This window comes from Falsiroseomonas sp. HC035 (assembly GCF_050563525.1).
GTDB lineage: Bacteria > Pseudomonadota > Alphaproteobacteria > Acetobacterales > Acetobacteraceae > Falsiroseomonas.
In genome coordinates this window covers 53,054-72,943 of sequence record NZ_JBNXUN010000020.1, presented here as the reverse complement: position 1 = coordinate 72,943, position 19,890 = coordinate 53,054, and the positions used below count along the sequence as shown (strand labels likewise).

Sequence of the window (19,890 nt, the reverse complement as noted above, 5' to 3'; positions counted from 1 at the left end):
CCGATGTGAGGCCGAGGGACAGGTCCTGCCGGTGCGGGTCGAGGCGGTCGGCCCTTCCGCCATGTCCTCCACTGCCTGCGCCGCGATCAATTCGTCGACCCGCTGCCGCAGGCGCCGTTCGGCGACCGAGGGCGGCTCCAGCAGCGTGCCCTGCGGGTTGGGCGCGCGCACCGCGGCCAAGCCCTGCGCCAGGTCCGGCCCGGGCCGCAGGGTGCTGAGCCGCAGCGCTAGCGCGTTGCTCTCCAGCGGCACGATGCCCTGGCGTTCCCGCGTCTCGGCCATCTCCGCCTCCAGCCATTCCGGCAGGGGCAGGCTGGATTGGCGCGTCGGGCGGGGCGGCTTCGCCCGCGTGCCCTGCTCACGCTCCATCCGCCAGCGGAAGCGCGCGAACAGCGGGTCGTCGGGGTGGAAGACCGTGGCGCGCTGCGTGGCATAGGGGCCGGCCTGCGGGTCCACCCGCGTGGCGCGCGCCACCATCTGCTCCAGCCAGGGGCGGGACCGCACATGGGTCAGCGCCGCCACCACGGAAACCTCCGGCGCATCCAGCCCCTCATAGGCCATGGCGACGGTGACCAGGATGGAGGGTTCGGGCGTCAGCCGGAAGGCGGCGAGTGTCTCATGCGCGTCGCGTTCCTGGGAGACGGCCAAAGCCACCGTCGCGGCCTGCGCCGGCGGCACCCAGCCGCGCAGCGTCTCCTGGTAGCGCCGCGCCTGCACCTGGTCCGGCGCCACCACCAGCAGCTTGCCGAGGCCGCGAGCCGGGGCATCCAGCGCCCTTTGCGCACGGCGTTCCGCGCGCAGGCTCCGCGTGGTGTCGAAGGCGCGGCGCAGCAGGGCGTCGGCGAAGCCGGTGCGAAGGGCGGTGAACAGGGCAGGGCGCGTCGCCTCATGCGGTGCCGGGGCGCGCAGGCGGTGCGGACCGAGATGCGCGCGCGCGCCCTGCGCATCCTCCGGCCCCAGCCAGGAGGCCTCGCCATCCAGCGCGCCGAAGGACACCGGCAGCACGGCGCGCTCCGCCAGCGCCCGGGCGCGGCTGTAGCCGATAACGGCCCAGCCGGGGGCGGCGAGGTCCACCTCCTCCCGCCCCCCGCTGCCGCGGCGGTAGGGCAGCCACAGGATGCGGCGGCCATCGGCACGCTCCAGCGTGCCGGACAGCAGCAGGCGATGCGCCGCCAGGCTGAACAGCGGCTCGATGGCCGCCGACCAGCCGGCGGCGTCGTCGGCCTCCCCGCCCGCATTGTCGTTGTGGCCGAGGCTCGGCAGGTGGTGCACCTCGTCCACCACCAGCAGGGTGCGGTGGCGGCGGAACTCGGCCAGGTGCAGGTCCGGCGCGGCGGCGATGCCCTGGTAGGTGGTGACGTAGCCGGCCAGGCCACGGCAGGGGTCGGGGGCGTTGTCGGCGGCGCGGACGGACAGGCCATGGCCGAGGGCGCTGCGCCAGGCGGGATCGGCAAAGGCTTCCTCGGCCTGCAGGCGCAGGCTGTCGCGCGGCACCACCCAGCAGATGCGCTCGCACAGGCCGGCGCCGATCAGCGCCTGGGCAGCGATGACCGGCAGCAGGGACTTGCCGCCGCCGGGCGTGACGGCGGCGAGGATGTCACTGACGCCCGAAGCCTCGCCCGCGGCGATGGCGCGGACGAGGCCGAGCAAATCGGACTGGTGGCTGCGGAGCGGGCGTGGGGACACGCGGGTGGAACTCCTGGCAATCAAGCCAGAATCCTGATTCCTCAGCAGATTCCTGTCCAGCATGCTCGCGCGCGATGGCGGTGAGGTGGAGCGCCGGGGGCGCAGGCCTCCGCGGAATTGCCGTAGCTCAGCTTGGGCTCAGGGCGAGGAGAGGCACGGGCCTGTTGGTCATCAGCTGACCTTTGGCCGCCGACGCGGCCTTGTTCTGGAGGCCTGCGGCCTCCCGGGCGTCCAGGCGACCCTGCGGGCAGCCGGGCCGGTGTCCCCGACATTCAGCAGCAGAATGCCGGGAGATACCCCTCCGGCCCCGCTGACCTGGACCCCCTCCCTCCGCTCACTGGCGCGGGCCTCGCCCCCGAAAAGCTGTCGCTTTTCGAGGAGAGACCAGATGAGGAAGTCCAGCACCACCCACACCACCGCCAACACCGGCACCGAGCGCGCCGACCTCTACCAGACCGTCACCGACGCCATCCTGGCCGAGCTGGAACTCGGCCTGAAGCCCTGGCGCCGCCCCTGGCGCACCACCGGCGCCGGCTTCCCCCTCCGCCACACCGGCCAGCCCTACCGCGGCATCAACACCCTGGTCCTATGGATGGCCATGTGCGCCCACCGCTACACCTCCCCCTACTTCATGACCTACCGCCAGGCGCAGGAACTGGGTGGCCAGGTCCGCAAGGGTGAGACGGCGACCACCGTCACCTACAGCGACACAATCCGCCGGGTGGAGGAGACGCCCGACGGCGAGGAGGAGGAGCGGCGCATCTGGTTCCTCAAGAGCTATGCCGTGTTCAACGCGGGCCAGATCGACGGCCTGCCCGAGCGCTACCACCCGGCCAGCGACCCGGCTGAAGCCGCACCGGTGCAGCGGATCGAGGCGGCGGAGCGGTTCTTCACCGACACCGGGGCCGACATCCGCCCGGGCGGGCAGCGGGCCTTCTACACCCCCAACCTCGACTACATCCGCATGCCAGCGATCGCCGACTTCATCTACCCGGAGGCCTACTACGCGACGCTGGCGCATGAGATGGGCCACTGGACCGGCCACCCGTCGCGGCTGAACCGGGAGACCATCACGCGGAGGCACAGCGAGGAGGCGCGGGCGGTGGAGGAGATCCTGGCGGAACTCACTGCGGCCTTCACCTGCGCCTCGCTCGGCATCGACCACGACCTGCGCCAGGACAGCACCGCCTATATCGGCTCCTGGCTGCGCGTGCTGGCCAGCGACAAGCGCTTCATCTTCGTCGCCGCCGCCCACGCCCAGCGCGCCTGCGACTACCTCTGGAGCCTGCAGCCAGAGGAACACCAGATCAGCGGCGCCGCAGCCGAGTAGCCGGCGCTCAGGCACCCGGCGGCGTCACCCACGCCGCCGGGTAAGAACATCACTGTGGTCAGCGATCCATAACGGGCGGAGCTACCGAAGGCCGCCAACCTTGCAAACGGACCAAGTGAGGCTCATGTGGTCTCAACTGGACACGGACCTCGCCCATGGAAGCCGCCATCGCTGATGTCATCCGAGTGCTCGGGGTTACACCCTCGGCCGGACGATCCGCCGACCCGCTGCGTTTTGCCCGTCAGCTGCAGGATGGCCTGCCCATCCGCGCCCTTCTCCGCCTGGCCGAGGCGCTCGCGCCGGGCGACATGCAGACCCTCTACGCCTTCGTCCCCAAGGCTACCCTGGCGCGCCGCCAAAAGACGAAGCGCCTCTCCGCCGAGGAGAGCGCCAAGCTCGCCCGCGTCGCCGGCGTCTATGCCGTTGCGCGGGATGTCTGGGGCTCGGACGACGAGGCGCGCGACTTCCTTCAGCGCCGCCACCCGCTGCTCGACGACGACACGCCCCTTTCCGTCGCCCTCGGTTCGGATGTCGGCGCGCGCCTGGTCGAACGGATCCTCGGGCGACTGAGGCACGGCACGGCGGCGTGACGGCGCAGATCCTCGACCGCACCCTCACCTGCTATCGCATTGGGGATCCTGCCGGGGCCTACCCGATCTTCGACGCGACCGGCTCCCGTCTCGCGCCAGGACGCTGGAACACGGACACCACGCCCGTGATCTATGCGGCCGCCAACTACTCGACCGCCATGCTCGAGAAGCTGGTCCACGGCGCCGGACGCCTGCCGCCAAACCAGCACTTTATCACCATCACCATCCCGCGCGGGCTGACCTACGAGGTCCTCAACACCGCGGCGCTGCCCGGCTGGGACGCGGCCGACGAGAGCGTGGCCCAGGCTTACGGATCAGCCTGGGTCCGCGAAGCGCGTTCCGTAATCCTCATCGTCCCGTCTGTCGTTGCCCGCGTCGACGACAACATGCTGATCAATCCGGCGCACCCCGAGTTCCGGCACATTACCACGAGCCTGCATCAGCCAGTCCATTGGGATCGGCGCCTCCTCGGCTCGCCGAGGTAGACCGCCTGGGCCGCTACCGCGTCCGGCGGATGTGGATGAGGTTCGGGCAGGGCTTCAGGTTCGGATCCCGCGTCGATGCCGCGGAGCGGCTGGACGTGACCCGCGCAGATCACGCCTTGCCCCGCTCGGCGAGGTGCCGGTCGAGCATCGGCACCAGAGACCGCTTTGCACGATGCTGCGCCCGCAGCGCCGTCACGAAGGCGGCGTGCTTCTCGGCGGGCTCGAGCACCGCCAGCCGGCCCAGCAAGCGGCATGCCTCCTCGTAGCCGCGCCGATCCGTCAGTGCGATCTGCTGTTCGACGACGTGGCGGTACGCCCGGCACGCCTCGGCGGGCAGCGAGGCCTCGCTCGCGCGGGCGAGGCGCAGCAGCAGCGTGCCCGGCACGGCGTGATGCCAGGCGAGCTCCCACGCCTCTGGCAGGCGCTCGGCCGCCATCAGGATCTCGATCTCCAACTCGATGGAGGCTGTAATCCGCCAGCGATCGACCTTGCCCGCCCCGCCTCGGCGCGTACGCACGACGCCGAGCGACCGGTCCGCCGCGTCCGGCATCTCCAGCGCCTGCAGCGCACGAAAGAGGCTGAAGGCCGGCACCCGCTCGAAGCCACACCACAGGGCCGCGATGGCGTCCTCCCGCCGACCGGCCGCCACGAGACGTTCGCCGAGGAATTCGACGAGCGGGGTGCCGCTCGCATCGTCGAACAACCAGACGCCCTCCTCTGCCACCTGCAGCGCTATCTGTGAACGTTCCTGGTCCAGGCAGAAGCGTGCCAGCGCCAGATAGTCATGCGCATGCACGAGGGCAGCACGGCGCAATGCGATCCGCCGCTCAAAATCACCGGCACGCTCGGCAAAGCGGTCCAGGATCGCCGTCAGCCGGCGCCGGTCAGCGGGCTTCGGGTCAGTGGCGTCGCGGCCGACCGGCGGAAGCCGGGCATGGGCCGCCTCGGCAAGACGCCGGTATTCGGCCAACCCGGTCTCGCCCAGAAGATCAGCGTAGGTCTCGTCGGATTGGGCGAAGGTGCCGAAGGCGTCGTCGTCCCAGGCGCGCTCGAAGAGTTCCGCCGCGAGGACGTGTGGATCGGGGCGCAGCACACGACAGGCGTCTCGATGAAGTGCGGCGGCGCGCTCCAGCACCTCAGTAGCGCCATCCTCGACCTCGTCCATCATCTCCAGCATGCCGGGGAGGTCATCGAGCACGGTCTTGACTAGGTCCTTGGCCTCTCCTGCGGCACCGCCGGCGATGAGGGCTGGGATCCCTTCCAGCGTGTCGAGGATCTCCTCGAGCCATGTGTCGGTGTCCTCGACGTAGCCGGACGGACGCAGGGCGCGGCCGAGCGCATGGCGTAGTCGCTTGGCGTGGTCTGCCACGGGCGCGACTGCGGCGCTGGCCGCGAGGTCGAGGCGCCGCAGGATTGCGGGGTGGTGGTCCGCCAGGTCGAGCAGCATGTCGGCAAGCCGCTCCGCCCCCAGCGACAGCAGGTGGGCACGGATCGAGGCGCGCGGGTCCGGTGCATCGGCCGGCGCCGCGTTCGCCGCGAGCGCGACGGCGACGAGGTGCTTGCACCAGCCTTCACGGTCGAAGGCGGGGCAGGTGCAGTCACCGTCGAAGCGCGTGCCGCTTCCGCGCAGCCGAACCCGGTAGCTGTCGCTCCCCTGGACAAGCGCGAGCAGGTCGCCGGCCCCAGCCCCGATGGGCGTGACGACGCCGGACGCTGCGTAGGCCTCGCCGCGCACAAGAGCCGCATCGCCGGCCAGGATACGAAGACGATCAGGATCAAAACGCGGCATGGAGGGGCTCTCCGCGGCTCGGGATGCGCGGCCAACGCGTCATGTCCGCACCGGCTCCGCGACGCCACCCACCGGGACGGGCGCCGAGCTGGTATGGACGCCCGCCGACACGGGCCGGCTGACACGGATCTCGCCGAAGGCGGCGAGTTGATCGAGGGTGAGCTCGCCCTCGCGGGTGAGTTCCAGCCCCGCCACCAGCGTGCTGGCCAGCGCCGCCCGCCGCTGCAGGCAGGTCGCCATCCCCTCCCCTTCCCCGGGCAGCAGCACGGCCAGTGGCACGCCGCCTTCCGGCAGCTCGGCCAGTAGCGCTCGGATCCTCGCCAGCGCGTCCGGCACACGCCAGAGCGGCGGCGGGTTCGGTCGGTAGACGCGCTGGCGCATCGGCAGGGCGATCAGCCGCAGGCAGGCGCGCAGCAGTTCGGTGATGTCGGCGAGCGGCATCGGCTGCGGCTCCGGTGCCGGCGCGCCCTGCCCGAAGACCTCCCGGCCCAGCTGCGGTCGCCGCTCCAGCCAGTCGGCCATCGCCCGCACCGCCGCGCGGTCGGCCAGCCGCCGCCGCAGCGCGGCTGCCTCCGCCTGCGCCGCCCGGTCCGCCTCCGATCCCGCCGGCAGCAGCAGCCGCGAGCGCAGCAAGAGCAACCAGGCGGCCATGACCAGCCAGTCCGCCATCTGCGACAGCGGCACGCGCCGGCCCGTAATGGCGCGCTCCACCGCCGCGCCGAAGGCCTCGGCCAGCTCCACGACCGAGATCTGGGCGAGGTCGACCCGCTGCGCCCGGCCCAGCTCCAGCAGCAGGTCGAGCGGGCCCTCGTAGCTGCCGAGCCGCAGCGCCGGCGCGCCGGAGCTGCCCAGCTCGATGGGCCGGCGCTCGTCGAGGAGGGAGGCGTCGCCGTCATGGGCCATCGTAGAGCGGCCGCAAGTCGAAGCGTAGGTCGGGCCAGTGGGTGCGAAGGGCGACCAGCGCTGGCCAAGGGGTCCAGTCGGCGGACCAGAACCCGGCCCAGAACAGGCCCGGGTCGCGCCGGCGCGCGCCGCCCCGCCCGCCGATCGGCAGCTCCACCACGCCGCGCAGCGCCTCCGTCGTGCCCCAGTGCGACCACAGCCAGGCGCGGCTGTCCCGGTGATCGGGCCCGAGCCGCAGTAGGCGGTCGGGCACCGGCAGAAGCCGGTGCAGGTCGAACGGGCAGGCCCGGCTCTGCGGCGCCCGCTCGGCCACCAGCTGGCCACGGGCCTCGACGGCATCCCGGAGCTGGCCGGCGAGGATCCGCGCGCCCTCCAGGCTGATGGTGCGGCGGGCTTGCGGGGGCGGGGCGAGCAGCATGTGGAACCAGCGCTCGGCCGCGTCGCCGTGGTCATGCGTCCAGGGGATCACGCCGGCGCCGGCCGCGGCCGCCCGAAACAGCGCCACCGCCTCAGGCGCCCCGGTGACGCGGAGGTGGTGGTAGAGCCAGTCAGTCGCGGCGGGTGCCAGGAGCTTGACCTCCCCCTCCCCGGCCTGTGCCGTGGTCACAGGTCCAGCAGCCTCGTCGCGCTCTCCGTCACCAGCTTGGCGCGGCGGACGTAGCCGCGCATGGTCTTGAGGTCGCGGTGGCGGGTGTGGTCCATCACCTGCTCGTCGCGAGCGCCGGCCATATAGGCCTCGGTGACGAAGCCGGCGCGCAGCCCATGCGGCGACAGGCGCTCGCCGCCCTCCGCGGTGATGCGGGCGGCGGCGGCCCGCTTCAGGAGGATGTCGCGCACGGCGTCGCCGCCGAGCGCCCGGTGCTCGATCGTTCCCCAGCGATCGATCTTGCGGAACACCGGGCCGTAGCGGCAGTCGGAAATCTCGAGCCAGGCCTCGAGGGCGCGCACCGGGCAGGTCTCGGGGCGCTTGCCGCGGGTGATGCCGAGCTCGACCCCCCTGCCCTCCCCGTCGGTCTTAGAGGTGGGGATCAGCAGCCGCAGCCCGGCCTCGGTGAAGCGCAGATGCTCGCGCTCCACCGCCACCAGTTCGGAGCGGCGCAGCGCCCCGGCAAAGCCCAGCAGCAGCAGTGCCCGGTCGCGCAGCCCGGCGAGGTCGCCACCGCAGGCGGCGACGAGCTTCTTCAGCTCGGCCGAGGTCAGGGCGGCTGCCTGGCGCCTGCGGCTGCCATGGGTCCGAAAGATGCCGCGCAGCGTGGTGCGGATGGCGGGATGGCCGGCGGACCACTCAAGCCCGCGCAGGCGGTGGGCATGGCCGACGGCGGCGAGCCGGCGCTCGAGGGCGGAGCGGCCGTAGAGCGACGCCTGGGCGGCGAGATAGGCGGCCACCGCCGCAGGCTCGGCCGGCAGCGGCGCGCAGCCGGCGGCTTGGCACCAGGCGGTGAAGTGGGCCCAGTCGGTGGCGTAGGCGCGCAGCGTTTCGGGCGCCAGGGCGTCGCGGGCATAGGAGCGGGCGGCGGCGAGAGCCTCCGTACCGAAGGCGGTTGGCGCCGGGGCGGTGGCCGTTTCGCGGACCGCTATGGGCAATAGCGCCTCACTCATCGCGCCGGCTCCGCCCCAAACAGCCGGACGTCGTACGCGGACACGAGGGCGTCGGTACTGACCAGGGTGAGGTCCTCGACCCGGGCTTGCGCGACGAGCATGCGGTCGAACGGGTCACCGTGATGCCGCGGCAGGGCACCGGCGGCGACGCCGTGGGCGGCCCGGATCGGCAGGTGCTCCATCCCGGCCCGCTCGAGGATCGCGTCGATCCGCTCAAGCGGGAAACGCAGCCGCCCGAGCGCGGCCTTGCTGGAAATCTCCCAGACCGAAGCCGCGCTGACCAGGACCTCGTTGCCAGGTGCCGCGACGGCAGCCGCGACGGCCGCGGGCAGGCGCGCGGTGTCGGTGACGGTCCAGATGAAGATCTGAGTGTCGAGGAGCAGCCTCACGGATCCTTGCCATCGAAGGCGCGCGCCAGATCGTTGGGGAGCGGCGCGTCGAAATCGGGCCCGACCCAGACCGCGTCGCCGAGGAAGCCGAGCTCGCGCGGCTGGGTCCGCACCGCCAGCGGCACCAGGCGGGCCAGCGGGCGGCCGCCCTTGGCGATGACGATCTCCTCGCCGGCGGCGGCGCGGTCGACGAGGCGGGAGAGCTGGGTTTTGGCCTCGTAGAGGTTGACCTGGGACATGCGCGGCCTCCTGACCAACGTTGGTCTTACGGTTCCTGTGCCGCTCCTGGTCTGCCTTGGTCAACAAACGAGGCCCCCTGCCCCGGCCGGCTGGACTCTGGCGGAGAATCGCCATTGCGGCAAGCCTCGTCTCACCCGCGGTAAGCCGGACTTATCGCGGGTCATGAAGTAACAGAAATCCCGATCTTCTGCTGTCGGAGCATGTCCTTGGCGGCAGCCCGGCAGGCAATGCATGGCTGAGCCCGGGTGTCCGCCTCACTGGGCAGATATTCGGCTCCCGAGGAGCACACCCACGTCGGCTGGCAGAGCTCTGGCCGTGGATGGCCTGCCATCCATGCGTCAGGACGGAAAGCTTCGAGCCAAAACCCGCTCTCGCGTCATCTGCTGACGTTCTCGATCAACCGAAAGGTGCCGAACCAGGTCTGCAGCCATCGCAGCGATTGCCGCAATGGCGCGAGTCGGTCCGCGCACGGCCGCGCGGCGGCGCCAGAGCGCCCGACGGCGAAGACGGCTGGGCGGCCTTGTTCCGCCTCCCCATAGCCTCAAGGGCCGGCAGGCAGGGCGGTTCAGGCCGGGCGCTGACCAGCCTTCTCCACCTCCTCAACGAGATCGCCGATCCGATCCGCGAGGGCCTGCACCACGTCTTCGCCGACCGAGGTCGCAAAGCGGAACACCCACTGTCCGCCATTGCGCGTGAGCGTGCCGACCCGCCGGCCTCGGTGCACGACGTGCCGCCGTTCCGGGAGTGCCGCCCGAACACCGGAGCGATCCCCTGCCCTGCCTTCTGCTGAACGCACCAGGAGCTCAACCTGCTCCTCTGGATCAGGCGCGGCCCCCCTCGCCTCGGCGGCCCGGGCATGGGCATCAATGGCGTCGACGATCCGCCGAAGCACCTGGGAGTCCGACTCCAGCGCCTCCATGACGCGTCTGGCGCGCAGAACCGACAGGCGGCGTGGCTCGCGCAGGCGGCCGACGATCTCATCCGGAAACCGCGCCAGCCGGAGGTAGAGGCTCAGTGTCGAAGGGTCCAGGCCGAATTGCGCCGCGACGTCCTTGGACGGCAGGGCGAGCTTTGCCCGTACCGCGGCGAACCACCGTGCCCGCTCCAGGGCAGAGATGTCCTCGCGACGCTCATTTTCCGAGAACTGCACGCGGAGCATCGCCGGGTCGTCAAGGCCACGGACCCGCGCCAGCACCGGGCGCTCAAGTCGTCGGCAGGCCTCCAGGCGGCGGCGCCCTGCAGCCACCTCGAAGCTACGGCCGTCTTCGGACCGCCGGACGGTAATCGCGTCATTCTGGCCATTCTCACGAATGTCGGCGAGCAGGTCTTCGAACTCGGCCCCCGAAAAGGCGCCCGGCAGGCGGTCGCGGGGCAGCTCGTCATGGATCTGCGAGGGGTCGAGGAAGAGGAACTCGTCCACCGCGTCGCCGGCTTTGGTCGCTGCCGCTTTGGCCTGCCCGAGAGCCAGCTCAAGGTCGGTATTGCGGCCCGCCGCCTGCGCCAGTTCCGCCTCCAGGCGCGAGACGCGCTCACGAAGGCCCTCGGCAAGGGCGCCTAGCGCCGCAGCCGGCTTGTGGAGCCCGACGGCGGCAGTCGCGCGGGGCTCCGCAGGCTCAGCCGCGCGCTCCACCTCCGCAGCCGCGGATGGCAGCGCCCGCGACGCGGTCGCCGCGTGGTCCTTCACGGCCTGCGCAAGAGCTCCGAACTTGGATCGCTGTGTCACGCCACGCCCTCCCGCGCGACCGCCGCCAGCGAGGCGGCTTTGGTCAACTCCTGTTCAATCGCCCTGTTCACCGCGTTGGCGCTCGCCAGCACCCGATTATACGCAGCGCGGTCGGTGGTCGGCTCATACTCGTACAGCGTCTCCTTGCCGAACCCGGCCGTCCCCATGACCCGCGAGTTCAGGAAGGGGCTCGCCAGGACGGCATCGCCGAACCGGTCTCGGAGCAACTCCAGCAAAGCCTCCTGGCTGCGATCGGAGGGGTCGTAGGCACTGACCAGGATCTTGCTGAACACCAGGCCGAGCGCCTTGCCGAAGCCTGCCTGAAAATCCGACACGTACCCAGCCAGATGGCTGAAGAACTCCCCGGTCGAGGCGAGATCCGTCATCGTCGCGCGGGTTGGCACGATGATCCCGGTCGCCGCATGGAGTGCCGCCGTCATCAACATGTTCACGTCCGGCCGTGTATCAACCACCGCCAGATCGAACTGCCCTGCAACCGACGCCAGGAAGACTTCAAGTTCCTCGAAGTACAAGACGGCCTCGGGCTCGCCCGAGACCGCTCGACGCGACAGGCTCTCCTCAGCCTCAGCTAGGGCGGCCCCAGCAGGAACCAGGCTGATGGTCGGCCAATAGGTGGGCTGGCAAAGCGTGCCGCCGGGGATTGGCACACCAGCATCTCGGGCATGTGTCCACGCCGCAAAGCTATTCGCCCGCAGCACCTCTGTCGCGGGATCCAGCCCGAACTGCGCCGTCGCGCTGCCCTGGCTGTCCAGGTCCACCAGCAGGACGCGATAGCCGGCCAGCGCCATGTACTGCGCGAAGTGGACGCTACTTGTCGTCTTCGCCGATCCGCCCTTGAAGTTGGTGAAAACAACCGTTGGCAGCCGCTGCTGACTGGCCCCCAAGTGTCGTCGCGCACCGAGAGCCGATCGCGCTCGCTGGAGGTCGTCAAAGCTCAGACGCGGCGGCGCTGGACGGCCGGGCGCACCAACGGCTGCACGCAGCACCTTCTGAGGAACGCCCAGGAGCGTAGCGGCTTCCGGCATGGAGAAGGTGCGCAGGCGCTTTCGCTTCTCCGGCGCGTTTTCCACCTCGATCGCCGCGCGCTGGGTCGACCGCAGCACTTCTGCGATCTGGTGGAAGGTACCGGCCATACGCATTGGTTTTCCTGACATGCCTGTTCCCGGATCTGACCTGTTTGGCAGATTCCGAACCTGCACGAAAGGCACCACACCCCGCCAGATCCCGGAGTGTCGGCCACTGTGACATGGATGCATCCAAGTGGCACGGCGCGCCGCGCCTGGCTGCGGAGGCGGAGGCGGAGGCGAAAAACCGTAGCGCCCCCACAACTCAGATGCTCCCGCGCCGACCATAGATCGTCCGCCCGGATAAGTTGGCACCCCTGGCGGTTGGATGCATCCATGTTGTCCGCAGGCGATGCGATTCATGTAGACTCCTTCTAAGAGCGGCTTCCTGTAGGCGTTTTCCGCAGAGCCGGGGGTTAAGTCAGAAGTTTTTGGGTGCGCGAGAGGCTGCAGTTCCAACATGGATGCATCCACGTCGCTTCAGAACTGCCGCCACGCCGAGACGGGCGCTGCGCGCGAAAGTCGTCGCGCTCGTATGCTTGATGGTCGCCTTGCGCCCGGCGAATCGCGGTTGCAACGCGGCCGTGCGCAACCGGATGCGCCTGACCATCCCGTTGCGCGCCGGCGATGGGCAACATCCAGCGGAACAAATCATCCGCTTCTCCCACGATGCCGCACCTTGATCAGCGAATGGATCCGAGGGGACTTCGAAGGGATCCTGGTCTTTTTGTTCGACTTCGGCGCTCGGGATACGCTCGACAGCATCTGATTCAAGGGGGCGGGGGCCCCATCCGCGCAGTTCAGCGCGTGCCTGCACTGCACCCACAGGCCCTACGCGATTGCGCACTTCACGTGTCCGGCGACGCGTCCTGCGGGGCGCGCTGCCCCTCCGCCCACGGATTCTTTTCCAACAGCCGCTCCGGGCGACCTGGCGTCTCACCCGGGGCTGCGGCCGCGCGCAGTCTATCCCGGCGCGGTTGCTCTTCAGTCCAGCCTGACCGCCAGCGGCGCCGCAACCCTCGTCCAGCGCGCCAAGTCGTCGCGCAGCAGCGCGCCGAATTCTGCTGGGCCCGAGCCATTCGCGACCGCCCCCAGCGACGCCAGGCGCGACCGCACCAGATCGCTTTCCAGTGCCCGGGCGAATTCCTGGCGCCAGCGCTCGATGGCCGGTGCCGGAGTCGTCGCAGGGGCAGCGAGGCCGGTCCAGATGGAAGCCTCAAAACCCGGGACACCGCCTTCAATCATCGTCGGCACCTCCGGGATGGCCGGGAAGCGCACGCGCGACGTCACCGCCATCACCCGCAACTGGCCACCGGAGAAGCCAAGCACCGAGGGCACGGATACGAACATCAGCGCGATGCGGGACGCCATCAGGTCATTGAAGGCGGCCGCGGCGCCTCGGTACGGCACATGCTCGATGTTCAGCCGCTCGCGCGCCTTCAGGTCCTCCATGATCAGATGGGTATTGGTCCCGATGCCGGTGCTGGCGTAGGGCAGGGGCTGCGGCGCACGGCGGCAATGTTCGAGCAGGCGACCGAGGTCGGAAGCCGGCAGGTCCGGCGCCGCCAGCAGCGCCACCGGGCTGTCCGACAGGTGCAGGATCGGCGCGAAATCCGCGATCGGGTCGTAGGACAGGCGGCGGCCGATCGCCTTGGCGATGGTCAGTTGTCCGGCAGTGGCCAGCAGCAGCGTGGTGCCATCCGGTGCGGCACGCGCAACCGCCTCGGCCCCCAGCATCCCACCGGCACCGGCCCGGTTCTCCACCACGACGTTCTGGCCGACAGCCTGCGACACCGTCTGTGCAAAAAGCCGCCCCAGCACGTCCTGGCTGCCGCCAGGCGCGAAGGGCACCACCAGCCGCACCGGGCGATCCGGTGCCCATGCACCCTGGGCGTGGGCAAGGCCGGGGAGAATGAGTGAGGCGAGCAGCGCGCGGCGGGTAGCCTGCATGTCGTCAACTCCGGTCAGAGAACGAAATCGTGGCGCGTGTTGCCCTGCGGAGCAAATGCCGCATTCATCCCATGCGCCGACTGCCTCATGCGCCGCGGCCGATGCCGTCGCGCAGCATCGAAACCAGATCCTGTCCCTCCAGCGCCGCCAGCAGCGGATTTCCCCGCAGGTCGCGATGCCACAGCGTCTCCAGCAGCGTCACCGTCGCCTCCGTCCCCGGCATGGCGATGCTGCGAGCCGCCGCGAGCCACAGGTAGAAGGCCAGGCCATACGGCACGTCCTCCGTCACGTAGCGCGTTTCCATGCTGGACGGGCCGGCGACACCGCGGCCGGTCGCGGCAATGGCCTGGCCCATCGCGTGCAGCGGCCCCCGGGGCACGCCGCTGGCACGATGCAGGGACTCCGCCAGGGGCAGCACCTCCAGCCCGAAGGCGGCAGCGACCGCACCGCGCTCCGCCTCCAGCCTCGTCATGAGGCGGCAGGAGGCCTCGGTCATCAACTCGTACTGCGACCAGGCCTCGCCACGCTCGATCCGCGTGGCGTTGGCCAGCGCCAGCACGGCATGGATAATGGGGTTGGCATTGGCCAGCGCCGGCTGCAGGACGTTCGGCGCCAGGGGATAGTCGCGGCCGAACAGCGCCGCCGCCAGCACCGCAATCTCCGCCGCCGCGCTCGCCGGTACGGCGGCCACATCCACCGCGGCGCGGATGCCAGGGATGCGCACCCGGTCCGGCGCGATGCGACGCGCCGTCATCGGCGTGGTCGCCATCGCACCGACCGGCGCGCGCGGGCCCAACGCCCCTCGCATCGTCTCGAAGGCCAGCGGCGCCAGCGCGGCGGCCGGCGCGATCAACATCGGCAGGCCCCGTGGCGCCGCCGCCGCGATACGCGGCAGCAGGTCGGCCAGGGCGTAGGCGGGCACGGTGAGCAGGGCCACCTCCGCACCCTCCAGCGCCTCCGCCAAGCTGTCGGCGACACGCACCGGCACGGTACAGTCCAGCGCCCCCTCCGCCGTCAGCGTTCCGGCAATGCCCGTCGTGCCGCGGCCGGACGGCGACCAAAGCGAGACGTCATGCCCGCGGGAGGCAGCGAGGATGGCTGCGGCCGGACCGATGGCGCCGGCGCCGAGCACGCTCATCCGCACGGGGTTCTGGTCCATCCAGGCATGTCATCCACCCATCCGCAGCATGGTGCAGCCTCGCACCCGATGGCCGGGGCGGGAAGCGCTTGCGGCTTGCTCCCGCGGCAGTAAGGCCTAGGCTCGCGGCAATGGAGGATTGAGAGATGACGATTTCCCGCCGCATCCTGCTGGCCAGCCCCGTCCTGGCCATGGCGACACCTGCCAGCGCGCAGGGCGACTGGCCGTCGCGCACCATCCGCATCATCGTGCCAGCCCCCGGTGGCGCCGGCACTGCGGACAATCTGGCCCGCATCTTTGCCCAGGAGATGGAGAAGCGCCTGCCGCAGCGCGTGATCATCGAGAACCGGGGAGGCGCCGCCGGCAACGTCGGTGCCACCGCGGCGGCCCGCGCGGCGCCGGACGGCTACACCATCCTGTGGACCTGGGCCGGCACCATGGCGACGAACCCGGCCATGTACAGCGACATGCCGTTCGACCCGCAGCGCGACTTCGTGCCGGTGGTACTGCTCGGCAGCGTGCCGAACATCCTGATCGTCAACAACGACTTCCCGGCGCAGAGCCTTGCCGAGTTCACCGCCTACGCCAAGGCAAATCCGGGAGCCATCAACCACGGCACCACCGGCAACGGCTCCTCCATGCACCTGGCGGCGGAGTTGTACGGGCAGCGCAGCGGCACGCGGTTGACCCATGTGCCCTATGCCGCGCCAGCAGCGGCGACCACGGACCTGATCGCCGGGCGCATCCAGGCGATGTTCAACCTGGTCACCGGCGCCCAGCCGCTGGTCACCGGCGGCCGGGCGCGGGCCCTGGCGGTGCTTTCGCCCGAGCGTGTGCCGCAGCTGCCAGACGTGCCGACGGCGGCCGAACTCGGGATGCCCGGCCTGGCCTTCGGCACATGGTTCTGCCTGATGCTGCCGCGCGGAGCCGACCCGGCGATCGTGTCGCGGCTCAATGCACTGGCCAACGAAGTCCTGGCCGACCCAGAGGCCCGGCGCCGCCTGGAAGGTGCCGGCATGGCGCTGGATGGCGGCGGCACGCCGGAGCGGCTGGCACAATACCTGCGCGAGGAAATGGCCAGCCACGCCGAACTGGTGCGGATCTCCGGCGCGAAGGTGAACTGAAGCACCCGCAGGAGCCCGCCTTCCTCGGATGGCGGAAGAGGGTTAGGTGAGGGGGGCGGGCGCTGCCCACCCGCCTTGTCAACCTCGCGGCAGCAGCGGGTCGCCCAGCGTCAGCATAAGCCGGTTGGCATTGGCGAACATCGCGACGGAGTGGACGAGGTCGAGGATTTCCAGATCGTCCAGCCCCGCCGCGCGCAGCGGGGCCAGATGCGCGGCCGTCACCTGTCCCGGCGCACGCGTCAGTGCCTCCGTAAAATCGGCAATGGCTTTCGTGCGCGGGTCCGGCTCACCTGCCCAGCCCTCGTCCAGCAGGCGCTGCATCGCCGGCTCGTCCCCGGTCAGCTCGACGAAGCGCCTGGCATGGACGGAGGTGCAGAAGACGCAGCCATTGACCATCGAGACGACCGCCGTCGACAGCTCCCGGTCCGCGCGTGGCAGGCCGCCCTCCGCGTACATGACGATGTTGAACAGCGCGCCGCGCTCGCCGAGCGAACCCGGATCATGCGCCAGTGTCAGGAAATAGGTCGAACGCCGCTGCGCCGGCGGGCAGGCCTCCAACGCCGCGAGCTGCGCCGGCGTCGCGCTCTCGGCCTTCACCGGGGCGAGGCGCGGGCGCCAGCCGACGGGCTTCAGCGTGAAGCGGCTCATGGCACCGTCTCCTCCAGCATCGCGCGCAGCCCGGCGATGACGCGCACCTGGTAGGGCACGAAGGCGATGAGCTGCGTCGCCGCCACGATATCCCGCGAGGACAGGCCAAGCGCCACCAGCCCGTCGATATCAGCGCGCGAGGTCTCCTCGGGCGCCGCCGCCACCGTGTCCGCGTAGCGCAGCAGCGCAGCCAGCCGCGCACCATCCTCGGGAACGCCACCGGCCGCATCCAGCAAGCCCTGGTAATGCGCGGCCAGCGCTCCATCCTCCTCCCGCCGCGCCACGCGCAGTGCCAGGGCGGCACGGTCGGCCAGGCTCAGTCCACCCGGATCCTCCGGCAGCAGCAATTCGCGATGCGCGCCCTCGGCATGGCGCAGCGCCTCCGGCCGGCGGCGGCGCAGTGCCCCCAGCTTGCTGTCCGGCGCGAGGCCGAGGAGGCTGTCGATGAGGTCTGGCAAGCCTGTGTCTCCTCTCACGACCGGTCGGGCCACTCGTCGCCCAGAAGCTCGGGCGTCTCATAGGCTTCCAGCGTGGCGTAGTGGATGGCGCGGTCCTCGACGAACAGGGCGCGCGCGATGCCCTGCGCCAGCCGCTGCGCCCCGGCACTGACGGCCGGGATGTCACCCGAGAGCTTGCCGTGGCTCAACGTCGCCGGATAGTTGAAGCAATGCAGCCGGGCGAGGGCAGGGCAGGTGCCCGGCGCCTTTTCCTGAAAGGCGAAGGACGCATCAAGGTCGGGCGAGGTCGAAAGCTCCTCGTTCTCCTGCCCCGGCGCGGGCTGGAAGCGATCGCCCCAAAAGCGGATGTGCGGCGCAAGCAGCGCCAGTTCCGGGCGCGTCTCGAAGGCGACGCGGAAGCCGGTGGCGAAGATCAGGAAATCCAGCTCCAGCACCTCCCCGGGCGTCTCCAACCGGATCACCCCGTCCTGCACCGTGAGATCCCGGATCGGGCTTGCCAGGTGCAGGTGCGCGTGCGGATGGCGGGAGACACGCAGGGTGCTGTCCCGTGGCGGTGGCGTCTGGCTGCGCAGCACCAAGTTCAGGAAGCGCCACTTCCAGTCATCCGGCAGGCCTGCGAACCCATGCACCACGCCGGGGCTGCCGATTCCGGTGAACTTGTTCACCCGCGGCAGCGCCGGCCGCCGCACCAGCAGGTCGAGCCGGGCGCAGCCGGCCTCCAGCGCCGCCGCGGCATTGTCCATGGCCGAGGCACCCGCACCGACGACGCCGACCCGCTTGCCGGCCAGGGCGGCGAAGTCGATCTTGTCGCGGGAATGCGCGCGCAGGGCAGGGGGCAGCATGGCGGCAATCTCCGGCAGCCAGGCGCTGCCCAGCCCGTCACGCCCGGTCGCCAGCACCACCCGGCGGCACGGGATCCGCCCGGCACTGGTCTCCAGCACGAACAGCGCCTCCGTCTCCGGCCGGATCAGCGTGACCTCGACGTCGTTCTCGACCTTGATGCCCATGACGCGCCGGTACCAGACCAGGTAGTCCATCCACATGCCGCGCGGGATCTTGCCCATGGCGGCGAAGGCGGCCGGCCCATGCTGCGCCTCATGCCAAGCCCTGAAGGTCAGCGCCGGCAGGTCCAGCGCCGGACCGGTGAGCGTCTTGGGGGAGCGCAGGGTTTCCATCCGTGCATAGGTCACCCAGGGGCCTTCCTGCCCCGCCGCCGCACGGTCGAGCACCCGGATATTGTCGATGCCGAGCAGGCGCAGCGCCGCGGCGGCCACCAGCCCGCACATGCCGCCCCCGATCACCACCACATCCGCGACGTCCTGCCCCGCATGGTGGCGTGGCGGCACCCAGGGCCTGGCCGGCAGTTCCAGCCAGCCAAGATCCTGGCGAAGGCGCGCCTCCAGCGCGTCGAGCCCAGCGGGGACGCCCCTGGGGGCGTTTGCGGCATCCAGCATGAAGCGGGTTCTAGCGCGGCGTTCCGGCGCGAGTCACGGGGCTGGCCGGACGGCGGTCAGACGGCGCCGAAAAGCCAGGCCAGTACAACCGCGACCAGGATGCAGAGCGCAAGCCCGAGCCCGATGATGGCCCGATTGCTGAGCCGACGGACTGGTGGGGCGCGTGTCACACCATCCTCCCCATCCCGGCGACGTGCATCGCCATGTCAATCTCCCGTGCCGAGGAAGGTCCGACGCATCCACAGCGTATAGTCGGATTCGATGAGCATCAGCGCGGCGAAGACCAGGACCGCCAGCGGCGGCAGCAGGATGGCGTAGGCGAGCGCGAGCCGCTCCCACGCCATATGCATGAAGACGGCGACGATCAGCCCGGCCTTCAGGCCCATGAACAGCAGGATCAGCGTCCAGCGCAGCAGGCCCTGGAAATGGAAGTAATCAACCAGGTAGGAGAACAGGCTGAGGACGAACAGCCAGCCCCAGACCACGAGATAGATCCGGACCGGGTGCTGCTGCCCTTCATGATTGGCCGTTGGAGTCGCCGGTACCGTCGCGTGGCTCGCCGCCATGGTCGCCTCCTACCACAGATAGAACAGCGCGAAGATGAAGACCCAGACCAGGTCCACGAAGTGCCAGTAGAGGCCCGCGATCTCCACCATCTCGTAGCGGCCCCTGCGGCCCGTGAGGCCGCCAGGCCGCCCGTGGTCGAAGTCCCCGCGCCAGACCTTGCGCGCGACGACAAGCAGCATGATCACGCCGATCGTCACATGCGTGCCGTGGAAACCCGTGATGGTGAAGAAGGCCGCGCCGAATTGCGCCGCGCCCCAGGGGTTCTCCCATGGCCTGGCGCCCTCGTGGATCAGCTTCGACCACTCGAAGGCCTGCATCCCGACGAAGGTGGCGCCGAACAGCGCGGTCAGCAGGATCAGCGCCGCGGTCTTCGTCCGGTCGCGGCGATAGGCGTAGTTCACCGCCATGGCCATGGTGCCGCTGCTGCTGATCAAAACGAAGGTCATGATGGCGATGAGCAGCAGCGGGAAATTGGTGCCCGCGACCTCCAGCGCGAAGACCTCGCTGGGGTTCGGCCACGGAACGGTGGTGGAGGCCCGCACCGTCATGTAGGCCACCAGGAAACAGGCAAAGATGAAGGTGTCGCTGACCAGGAAGATCCACATCATGATCTTCCCCCAGGACGCCCCCTTGAAGGCGCGCTGGTCCGACGACCAGTCCGCCACCACGCCGCGCCAGCCAAGCGGGCGGACAGGGGCGGTGGCGTCGAGCGGTGCGGTATCCATCGGTCGG

General features: G+C 70.6%; 20 protein-coding genes. 4 read left to right on the top strand and 16 right to left on the bottom strand.

Going from position 1 to position 19,890, the window contains the following annotated elements; all coding sequences use genetic code 11:
- The coding region (locus ACLF3G_RS25785; RefSeq protein WP_430672271.1) for a DEAD/DEAH box helicase at positions 1–1,686 on the bottom strand (1,686 nt) is incomplete at its 3' end.
- A 388-nt stretch (positions 1,687–2,074) separates the two neighbouring features.
- On the opposite strand from ACLF3G_RS25785, the gene ACLF3G_RS25780 reads away from it, so the two are divergent.
- The 3 genes from ACLF3G_RS25780 to ACLF3G_RS25770 all read left to right on the top strand — a co-directional run bounded on the left by ACLF3G_RS25780 (position 2,075) and on the right by ACLF3G_RS25770 (position 4,091).
- Positions 2,075–3,016, top strand: a complete 942-nt coding sequence (locus ACLF3G_RS25780) for an ArdC family protein (RefSeq protein WP_430672270.1) — start codon at positions 2,075–2,077, stop codon at positions 3,014–3,016.
- A 155-nt stretch (positions 3,017–3,171) separates the two neighbouring features.
- The gene (locus ACLF3G_RS25775; RefSeq protein WP_430672269.1) at positions 3,172–3,606 is read left to right on the top strand and encodes an antitoxin Xre/MbcA/ParS toxin-binding domain-containing protein; all 435 of its coding nucleotides are present in this window, start codon (positions 3,172–3,174) and stop codon (positions 3,604–3,606) included.
- Entirely contained in the window at positions 3,603–4,091 is a 489-nt protein-coding gene (locus ACLF3G_RS25770) for an RES family NAD+ phosphorylase (protein ID WP_430672268.1), read from the top strand. Before ACLF3G_RS25775 ends, ACLF3G_RS25770 begins: the two co-directional genes overlap by 4 nt.
- 109 nt (positions 4,092–4,200) lie before the next feature.
- Here ACLF3G_RS25770 and ACLF3G_RS25765 read toward each other — a convergent pair whose 3' ends face one another.
- From ACLF3G_RS25765 to ACLF3G_RS25720, 10 genes are all read right to left on the bottom strand, one after another.
- Positions 4,201–5,826, bottom strand: coding sequence for an SWIM zinc finger family protein (locus tag ACLF3G_RS25765; RefSeq protein WP_430672267.1), 1,626 nt, complete (start codon positions 5,824–5,826; stop codon positions 4,201–4,203).
- A 93-nt stretch (positions 5,827–5,919) separates the two neighbouring features.
- Complete coding sequence (locus ACLF3G_RS25760) at positions 5,920–6,783, bottom strand: segregation and condensation protein A (RefSeq protein ID WP_430672266.1); 864 nt, start codon at positions 6,781–6,783, stop codon at positions 5,920–5,922.
- Entirely contained in the window at positions 6,773–7,390 is a 618-nt protein-coding gene (locus ACLF3G_RS25755; protein ID WP_430672265.1) for a hypothetical protein, read from the bottom strand. The genes ACLF3G_RS25760 and ACLF3G_RS25755 overlap by 11 nt, the downstream gene beginning before the upstream one ends.
- Positions 7,387–8,382 carry a tyrosine-type recombinase/integrase gene (locus ACLF3G_RS25750; RefSeq protein WP_430672264.1) on the bottom strand — a complete coding sequence of 332 codons (996 nt, stop codon included), beginning with the start codon at positions 8,380–8,382 and terminating at the stop codon, positions 7,387–7,389. Before ACLF3G_RS25750 ends, ACLF3G_RS25755 begins: the two co-directional genes overlap by 4 nt.
- Positions 8,379–8,771: a type II toxin-antitoxin system VapC family toxin gene (locus ACLF3G_RS25745; RefSeq protein WP_430672263.1), complete on the bottom strand. Its 393-nt coding sequence runs from the start codon at positions 8,769–8,771 to the stop codon at positions 8,379–8,381. The genes ACLF3G_RS25750 and ACLF3G_RS25745 overlap by 4 nt, the downstream gene beginning before the upstream one ends.
- Positions 8,768–9,010, bottom strand: a complete 243-nt coding sequence (locus ACLF3G_RS25740) for a type II toxin-antitoxin system Phd/YefM family antitoxin (RefSeq protein ID WP_430672262.1) — start codon at positions 9,008–9,010, stop codon at positions 8,768–8,770. The genes ACLF3G_RS25745 and ACLF3G_RS25740 overlap by 4 nt, the downstream gene beginning before the upstream one ends.
- A 566-nt stretch (positions 9,011–9,576) precedes the next feature.
- Positions 9,577–10,734 (bottom strand): ParB/RepB/Spo0J family partition protein, encoded by a 1,158-nt coding sequence (locus ACLF3G_RS25735; protein ID WP_430672261.1) that lies wholly within the window; start codon positions 10,732–10,734, stop codon positions 9,577–9,579.
- Positions 10,731–11,888, bottom strand: a complete 1,158-nt coding sequence (locus ACLF3G_RS25730; RefSeq protein WP_430672260.1) for an AAA family ATPase — start codon at positions 11,886–11,888, stop codon at positions 10,731–10,733. The genes ACLF3G_RS25735 and ACLF3G_RS25730 overlap by 4 nt, the downstream gene beginning before the upstream one ends.
- A 915-nt stretch (positions 11,889–12,803) precedes the next feature.
- Entirely contained in the window at positions 12,804–13,769 is a 966-nt protein-coding gene (locus tag ACLF3G_RS25725; protein ID WP_430672259.1) for a Bug family tripartite tricarboxylate transporter substrate binding protein, read from the bottom strand.
- An 85-nt stretch (positions 13,770–13,854) separates the two neighbouring features.
- Entirely contained in the window at positions 13,855–14,928 is a 1,074-nt protein-coding gene (locus tag ACLF3G_RS25720) for an NAD/NADP octopine/nopaline dehydrogenase family protein (RefSeq protein ID WP_430672258.1), read from the bottom strand.
- 125 nt (positions 14,929–15,053) lie between these two features.
- Here ACLF3G_RS25720 and ACLF3G_RS25715 point away from each other — a divergent pair, with 125 nt between their 5' ends.
- Entirely contained in the window at positions 15,054–16,031 is a 978-nt protein-coding gene (locus ACLF3G_RS25715) for a Bug family tripartite tricarboxylate transporter substrate binding protein (RefSeq protein WP_430672257.1), read from the top strand.
- A 78-nt stretch (positions 16,032–16,109) separates the two neighbouring features.
- Here the strand turns inward: ACLF3G_RS25715 and ACLF3G_RS25710 are convergent, their stop codons facing one another.
- From ACLF3G_RS25710 to ACLF3G_RS25690, 5 genes are all read right to left on the bottom strand, one after another.
- Positions 16,110–16,679 carry a peroxidase-related enzyme gene (locus ACLF3G_RS25710; RefSeq protein ID WP_430672256.1) on the bottom strand — a complete coding sequence of 190 codons (570 nt, stop codon included), beginning with the start codon at positions 16,677–16,679 and terminating at the stop codon, positions 16,110–16,112.
- Positions 16,676–17,137, bottom strand: a complete 462-nt coding sequence (locus ACLF3G_RS25705) for a CMD domain-containing protein (RefSeq protein WP_430672255.1) — start codon at positions 17,135–17,137, stop codon at positions 16,676–16,678. The genes ACLF3G_RS25710 and ACLF3G_RS25705 overlap by 4 nt, the downstream gene beginning before the upstream one ends.
- A 14-nt stretch (positions 17,138–17,151) precedes the next feature.
- Positions 17,152–18,591: an NAD(P)-binding domain-containing protein gene (locus ACLF3G_RS25700; RefSeq protein ID WP_430672254.1), complete on the bottom strand. Its 1,440-nt coding sequence runs from the start codon at positions 18,589–18,591 to the stop codon at positions 17,152–17,154.
- A gap of 206 nt (positions 18,592–18,797) precedes the next feature.
- Positions 18,798–19,157 carry a cytochrome C oxidase subunit IV family protein gene (locus ACLF3G_RS25695; RefSeq protein WP_430672253.1) on the bottom strand — a complete coding sequence of 120 codons (360 nt, stop codon included), beginning with the start codon at positions 19,155–19,157 and terminating at the stop codon, positions 18,798–18,800.
- 9 nt (positions 19,158–19,166) lie between these two features.
- The gene (locus tag ACLF3G_RS25690) at positions 19,167–19,883 is read right to left on the bottom strand and encodes a heme-copper oxidase subunit III family protein (RefSeq protein WP_430672252.1); all 717 of its coding nucleotides are present in this window, start codon (positions 19,881–19,883) and stop codon (positions 19,167–19,169) included.
- Positions 19,884–19,890 lie beyond the last annotated feature (7 nt).

Bases quoted from the DNA above. Each gene is read 5' to 3' on its own strand.
- ACLF3G_RS25780 (WP_430672270.1), top strand. From the start codon at position 2,075: ATGAGGAAGTCCAGCACCACCCACACCACCGCCAACACCGGCACCGAG.
- ACLF3G_RS25775 (WP_430672269.1), top strand. From the start codon at position 3,172: ATGGAAGCCGCCATCGCTGATGTCATCCGAGTGCTCGGGGTTACACCC.
- ACLF3G_RS25760 (WP_430672266.1), bottom strand. From the start codon at position 6,783: ATGGCCCATGACGGCGACGCCTCCCTCCTCGACGAGCGCCGGCCCATC.
- ACLF3G_RS25750 (WP_430672264.1), bottom strand. From the start codon at position 8,382: ATGAGTGAGGCGCTATTGCCCATAGCGGTCCGCGAAACGGCCACCGCC.
- ACLF3G_RS25740 (WP_430672262.1), bottom strand. From the start codon at position 9,010: ATGTCCCAGGTCAACCTCTACGAGGCCAAAACCCAGCTCTCCCGCCTC.
- ACLF3G_RS25730 (WP_430672260.1), bottom strand. From the start codon at position 11,888: ATGGCCGGTACCTTCCACCAGATCGCAGAAGTGCTGCGGTCGACCCAG.
- ACLF3G_RS25725 (WP_430672259.1), bottom strand. From the start codon at position 13,769: ATGCAGGCTACCCGCCGCGCGCTGCTCGCCTCACTCATTCTCCCCGGC.
- ACLF3G_RS25720 (WP_430672258.1), bottom strand. From the start codon at position 14,928: ATGGACCAGAACCCCGTGCGGATGAGCGTGCTCGGCGCCGGCGCCATC.
- ACLF3G_RS25715 (WP_430672257.1), top strand. From the start codon at position 15,054: ATGACGATTTCCCGCCGCATCCTGCTGGCCAGCCCCGTCCTGGCCATG.
- ACLF3G_RS25710 (WP_430672256.1), bottom strand. From the start codon at position 16,679: ATGAGCCGCTTCACGCTGAAGCCCGTCGGCTGGCGCCCGCGCCTCGCC.
- ACLF3G_RS25700 (WP_430672254.1), bottom strand. From the start codon at position 18,591: ATGCTGGATGCCGCAAACGCCCCCAGGGGCGTCCCCGCTGGGCTCGAC.
- ACLF3G_RS25695 (WP_430672253.1), bottom strand. From the start codon at position 19,157: ATGGCGGCGAGCCACGCGACGGTACCGGCGACTCCAACGGCCAATCAT.
- ACLF3G_RS25690 (WP_430672252.1), bottom strand. From the start codon at position 19,883: ATGGATACCGCACCGCTCGACGCCACCGCCCCTGTCCGCCCGCTTGGC.